This window comes from Mesorhizobium sp. M7A.F.Ca.CA.004.12.1.1 (assembly GCF_003997835.1).
Classification (GTDB): Bacteria; Pseudomonadota; Alphaproteobacteria; order Rhizobiales; family Rhizobiaceae; genus Mesorhizobium.
Map to the genome: position 1 here is coordinate 1 of NZ_RZRK01000396.1, position 5,670 is coordinate 5,670.

Genomic DNA, 5,670 nt, shown 5'->3' on the forward strand with positions numbered 1-5,670 from the left:
GCCATGTCGAGGCCAATGGCGGTCCGAAAGGGTCGGTCTCGCTGCTGATCACCGGCGACGAGGAAGGCCCGGCCATCAACGGCACGGTGAAGCTGCTCGAATGGGCGGCTTCGCGGGGCGAGAAATGGGATGCCTCTGTCGTCGGCGAGCCGACCAATCCGGACGCTCTCGGCGACATGATCAAGATCGGCCGCCGCGGCTCGATGTCCGGCGCGGTCACCGTCAATGGCCGCCAGGGCCATGTCGCCTATCCCCTGCTTGCCGACAATCCGGTGCGCGGGCTGATGAGCCTGGTCGACGCCTTGCTGCATCCGGTTTTCGACAAGGGGACCAGGGATTTCCAGCCGACCAATCTGGAGATCACCTCCATCGATGTCGGCAACCCCGCCACCAATGTCATTGCGGCCAAAGCGACCGCGACCTTCAACATCCGCTTCAACGACACCTGGACGGACGAGACCCTGCAGGCCGAGATCCACAACCGGCTCGACCAGGCGGCCAGGCGCAGGAAGTACCGGCAGGGCAAGAAGACGCCGGTCGACTACGAGCTCGTCTGGCGCGACCGGCCGAGCCATGTCTTCCTGACCCGCGACGACAGGCTTATCGAAACGCTGCGCGGCTCGATCAAGTCGGCGGTCGGCAAGGAGCCGACGCTGTCGACCTCCGGTGGAACGTCCGACGCGCGTTTCATCAAGGACTATTGTCCGGTGGTCGAGTTCGGGCTGGTCGGCAAGACAATGCATATGGTCGACGAGCGCGTCGCCATTGCCGATTTGGAAACGCTGACGCAAATCTACCAGCGCTTCATAGAAGACTGGTTCGGACAGGGCTGAACAGCATGCTTTCGGCGGACGAAACCCAAGCTTCGCTGACGGGCGCCTGGCGATTGATGCTCGGCAAGGCCGACGGCCTGCGCCTGCTCGACCTGTCGGCCGACGGCTTCTGGAATTCCTTCTTCGCCATTGTCGTTGCTGCACCGGCGCTGATCGTCGGCTGGGTCGGCATCGCCAACGAACTCGGCGATCCCGACGCCTTCGCGGGCCGCTTCAGCATGCTGGTGCGCCTGGCGACGGTCGACATCGGCTCCTGGGTGCTGCCGCTGATTGCGCTCGCCCTGATCGCGCCGCGCGCCGGCATAGGCGGCCGCTTCGTCCACTACGTCGTCGCCAGCAACTGGGCTTCGGCCATCACCGCCTGGCTGATGCTGCCCTCGGCGCTGATCCGGCTTTTCCTGTCGTCCGCAAGCCAGGCTGCGAGTCTTGTGTCGCTGTTCCTGTTTGCCCTGTCGATGGTGCTGACCTGGCGCATGACCAACGCCACGATCGGCAGGGGCGCATCGGTCGGCACCGCCGTTTTCGTCGGCATGTTCATCGCCTCGCTGCTGGTGCTGTTCGGCCTGCAGACGCTGCTCGGCATCACCGTGCCGGACGATGCCGGAGTTCAGAGCCTGTCCGGGCTCGTCTCGACTGGATAATCGACACCGGTGAGAAACAGCCCGTCGGGTGGCGCCACCTGTCCGCAGGCGGCGCGGTCGTGCGCCTCGAGCGCCGTTTTCAGGTCGGCCGCAGTCCAGCCGCCGTCGCCGACGCGCTTGAGCGAGCCGACCATCGAACGTACCTGATTGTGCAGGAACGAGCGCGCCGAAGCCCTGACCTCGATCATGTCGCCCTGTCGGCTCACATCGAGCCGTTCCAGCGTCCTGATCGGGCTGTTGGCCTGGCACTGGGTCGAGCGGAAGGTGGTGAAATCATGCCGTCCCAGCAGGACTTTCGCCGCTTCGTGCATGGCGCCGGCGTCGAGCCGCTTCGGCACCCACCAGACCTTGCCCTTGTCGAGCGCGGCCGGGGCACGGCGGTTCAGGATGCGGTAGAGATAGTGGCGGCCGATGGCCGAGAAGCGGGCGTCGAAGCTGTCGGAGACGACCGTCGCTTTCAGGATGGCGATGCGCGCCCCGGCCGCCTGCAGATGGGCGTTGACTGCATCGCGCACCTTGTCGCCCGGCCACGCCTTGGCGAGGTCGGCATGCGCCACCTGCGCGGTCGCATGGACGCCGGCATCGGTGCGGCCGGCGGCGCGCAGCCGGATCGCTTCGCCGCAGAATTTTTCGATCGCCCGCTCGATCGCCTGTTGCACCGAAGGCTGATCCGCCTGGTGCTGCCAGCCGGCAAACAGACTGCCATCATATTCGATGTCGAGGCGAAAACGCGGCATGCCGGGCGGCTATACGCTCTCGCCTACGCGGCGAGAGCGGTGAAGGCGGAGGCGTAGACCAGTGTGCCGGCCTCAGGCGCGTCGCCCCAGGCCAGCGCCTGCAGCGCTTCGCCCTGGTATTCGCTCTCGAAGTTCTCGGCACGCGTGTGGCTATATCCGAAACGCCCGTAATAGATGGGGTCGCCGAGCACCACGGCCAGCGTTTCGCCGGCATCCCTGAGGCGGATATGCGCCTCGCGGATCAGCGCGCCGCCGATGCCGCTGCCATGGAACGAGGGCTCCACCGCCAGCGGTGCCAGCGCCACGGCCGCGAAAGTCTTGCCGCCATTCTGGACGAACAGCCGCGAAAACAGGATGTGGCCGACCACCTGGCCGTCCTCTTCCGCCACCAGTTCGGCAACAGCGTCGCCGCCGGTCACCAGCGCGTCGACCAGACCGGCCTCCGCCTGCTGGCCGAAAGCGTGTTCCTCGACGAGGCGGATGGCCTCGCGATCCCGCGGCGTTGCCGCGCGTATCGACATCATGCTCATGAGAATTTCAGTCCTTTTTCGATCTTGGCCCCGCGCAGGAACTCCGACGCGGCAGCGGGCTTTCCGCCCGCGCGTTGAACTTCGACCAGCCTGATCGCGCCTGCCCCGCAGGCGACCGTCAGCCGGTCATCGAGAATTCCTCCCGACTCGCCCAACTCTTCCCAAAGCGACAGGCCTTGCGACAGCGTCGAGCGAAGCAGTTTCAGCCGCTCCTGGCGGCCGCCAATTCCTATCTCCGACCACGCGCCGGGAAAGGGTGACAGGCCGCGAATATGATTGTGGACCTCACTTGCTGAGCGAGTCCAGTCCACGCGAGTCTCGGATTTATCGATTTTCTTGGCGTAGGTCACCCCATCCACAGCTTGTGTGGTGAATGTCAGGGTATTCCTTTCCAGTCGCGCCAGCGCTTCCACCATCAAGGCAGCACCGACACTCATCAACCGATCATGCAGATCGCCGGCTGTCATATCGGGTTCGATGGCGCATTTTTCAACCAGCCCGACCGGGCCGGTGTCCAGCCCCTCTTCCATGCGCATCACCATCATGCCGCTTTCCAGGTCGCCGGCCATGATGGCGCGCTGGATCGGCGCGGCACCGCGCCAGCGCGGCAGAAGCGACGCATGGCCGTTGATGCAGCCGAGCCGGGTCGCCTCGAGAACCGCCTTCGGCAGCAGCAAGCCATAGGCGACGACCACGGCGACATCGGCCTGCAAGGCACGGAAAGCGGCCTGCTCGGCCTCGCCCTTGAGCGAAACCGGCGCCCGGACTTCAATGCCCAGCCGCTCCGCCTCGCGCTGCACCGGCGATGGCGTCAACTCCAGCCCGCGCCGCCCTGCGGCGCGCGGCGGCTGGGTATAGACGGCTGATATCTCATGGCCAGCCTCGGCGATCGCGCGCAAAGTCGGCACCGAAAACTCCGGCGTACCCATGAAGATGACGCGAAGGGGCATGGCCCTATCCCGCCAGCTTGCCCGGCGCCTTGTCCCTGGCAAGCTTCTTGAATTTCTTCACCACCATGTCGCGCTTCAGCTTCGAGATGTGGTCGATGAACAGGACGCCATTGAGGTGGTCGATCTCATGCTGCAGGCAGGTGGCCATCAGGCCCTCGGCCTCCATATCCTGCAATTTGCCGTCGCGGTCGACATATTTGACCCGCACGGAGGCCGGGCGTTCGACCTCGGCGTAATAATCCGGGATCGACAGGCAGCCTTCCTCATAGACCGAGCGCGCGTCGGCGCTCTCCAGGATTTCCGGGTTGATGAAGACATGCGGCGCCGGCGTCTCGTCTTCCTTGGCCAGATCGATCACCAGCAAGCGCAGCGGCTCGCCGATCTGGATTGCCGCCAATCCGATGCCCGGCGCGTCATACATGGTCGCCAGCATGTCGTCGGCTAATTTGCGCAAAGGTGCGTCGACACGCTCCACCGGCTTGGAAACCTGGCGCAGGATGGGGTCGGGAAGGATGATGAGCGGCTTGATCGACATGGCGTTCCACCTAAGACCTCCAGAGAAAAGCGTCAACCGGTAGGCTGGAGGCTCGTTCACGTTTTGATCTGTGCCGGCAGCGCGAATCGTTTATGCTGTCCACATGAATGATTTGAGCACCATCCTTTCCGAACCTGTCGCCCGGCTTGGCGCCACAACCGTCACGCTCGGCCATGCGCTGGCCTTCGGCGCTTTGCTGTTTCTGGCCCTGTTCGTGGCGCTGGTCATTGCGCTGTGGCGGTCGGCGAAGGCGCGCGCCGTCGCGGCTGCGGAAGCCGCCGATCATGCCCGCGATGCGGAAGTGCGGATGGCCGGCATTCTGCAAAAGCAGGCCGAAATGCAGGGTCGTATGGGCGCCATCGCCGAAGTGTTCGGCGCACGGCAGGCGGAGCTGACGCAGTCGATCGGCCAGCGCCTCGACGCCATGACCGGCCGGCTCGGCCAGACCATGACCGAGCAGACCAAATCCACGCATGAGAGCCTGGCCAAATTGCAGGAGCGGCTGGCCATCATCGATGTCGCGCAGGGCAACATCCAGTCGCTCGCCGGCCAGGTCGTGCAGCTGCAGGCGATCCTCTCCAATAAGCAGACGCGCGGTGCTTTCGGCCAGTCTCGCATGGAGGCGATCGTCGCCGACGGCCTGCCGCACGGCGCCTATGAATTCCAGGCGACGCTGTCGAACGGCAGCCGTCCTGACTGCCTGGTGAAGATGCCGAACGGCGCGCCGTCGCTGGCCATCGACGCCAAGTTTCCGCTCGAGGCCTGGAATGCCATCCGCGCCGCCGATGGCGCCGACCTGCAGAAGGCCGCCTCGCAGGCCTTCCGCCGCGACATCGAGATCCATGTCCGCGATATCTCGGAAAAATACCTGATCCAGGGCGAGACGCAGGACACCGCCTTCATGTTCGTGCCGTCGGAATCAGTGTTCGCCGAGATCCACGAGAATTTCGAGGCGATCGTCCACAAGGCGCACCGCGCCCGAATCGTCATCGTCTCGCCGTCATTGCTGATGCTGTCGATCCAGGTCATCCAGGCGATCCTCAAGGATGCCCGCATGCGCGAACAGGCGCACCTGATTCAGGGCGAAGTCATCCGGCTGATGGAGGATGTCGCGCGCGTCGACGAGCGGGTGCGCAAGCTGCAGGTGCATTTCGGTCAGTCGGCCAAGGACATCGACGACATCCTGGTTTCGACGTCGAAGGTCACCAAGCGCGGCCAGAAGATCGAGGCACTGGAATTCGGCGCGCAGCCCGACGGCGATGCCGCCGCGGACGCAGCGTCACGGGCTCCCGCCGCGAAGGTCGATACTGGCGCGCGCGTTGCCGATTCGAAAACCGGGCAGCTCAGGCTGAGGGTCGTTGAAGGCGACGATTGAGGCGCGGTGCCGGACCGGCGCTACTGCTCCTCCAACGTGGTCATGCCCTGAAATTCAGGCAGCCAGTGC

The 5,670-nt window shown here is 65.0% G+C and carries 7 protein-coding genes; 3 read left to right on the forward strand and 4 right to left on the reverse strand.

The window, feature by feature from the left end:
* Positions 1-833: succinyl-diaminopimelate desuccinylase (dapE, locus tag EN984_RS20385; RefSeq protein WP_127383908.1), on the forward strand; the 833-nt coding region annotated here is incomplete at its 5' end.
* Positions 834-838: 5 nt separating this feature from the next.
* Positions 839-1,474, forward strand: coding sequence for a transporter (locus EN984_RS20390; protein ID WP_127270998.1), 636 nt, complete (start codon positions 839-841; stop codon positions 1,472-1,474).
* On the opposite strand, the gene truA is transcribed toward EN984_RS20390, so the two are convergent.
* The 4 genes from truA to def are packed head-to-tail and all read right to left on the reverse strand — an operon-like array spanning position 1,441 to position 4,226.
* A complete protein-coding gene (gene truA, locus EN984_RS20395) occupies positions 1,441-2,211 on the reverse strand; it encodes a tRNA pseudouridine(38-40) synthase TruA (RefSeq protein WP_127271000.1) in 771 nt (256 codons plus the stop codon). The two genes, EN984_RS20390 and truA, sit on opposite strands and share 34 nt — an antisense overlap.
* 23 nt (positions 2,212-2,234) lie before the next feature.
* Entirely contained in the window at positions 2,235-2,741 is a 507-nt protein-coding gene (locus EN984_RS20400) for an N-acetyltransferase (RefSeq protein ID WP_127271002.1), read from the reverse strand.
* On the reverse strand, positions 2,738-3,691 hold the full coding sequence (gene fmt / locus EN984_RS20405; protein WP_127271004.1) for a methionyl-tRNA formyltransferase: 954 nt from the start codon (positions 3,689-3,691) through the stop codon (positions 2,738-2,740). The genes EN984_RS20400 and fmt overlap by 4 nt, the downstream gene beginning before the upstream one ends.
* Positions 3,692-3,695: 4 nt before the next feature.
* The gene (gene def, locus EN984_RS20410) at positions 3,696-4,226 is read right to left on the reverse strand and encodes a peptide deformylase (RefSeq protein WP_127269359.1); all 531 of its coding nucleotides are present in this window, start codon (positions 4,224-4,226) and stop codon (positions 3,696-3,698) included.
* Positions 4,227-4,329: 103 nt separating this feature from the next.
* Here def and EN984_RS20415 point away from each other — a divergent pair, with 103 nt between their 5' ends.
* Positions 4,330-5,601 (forward strand): DNA recombination protein RmuC, encoded by a 1,272-nt coding sequence (locus EN984_RS20415; RefSeq protein WP_127383909.1) that lies wholly within the window; start codon positions 4,330-4,332, stop codon positions 5,599-5,601.
* Positions 5,602-5,670: the final 69 nt, after the last annotated feature.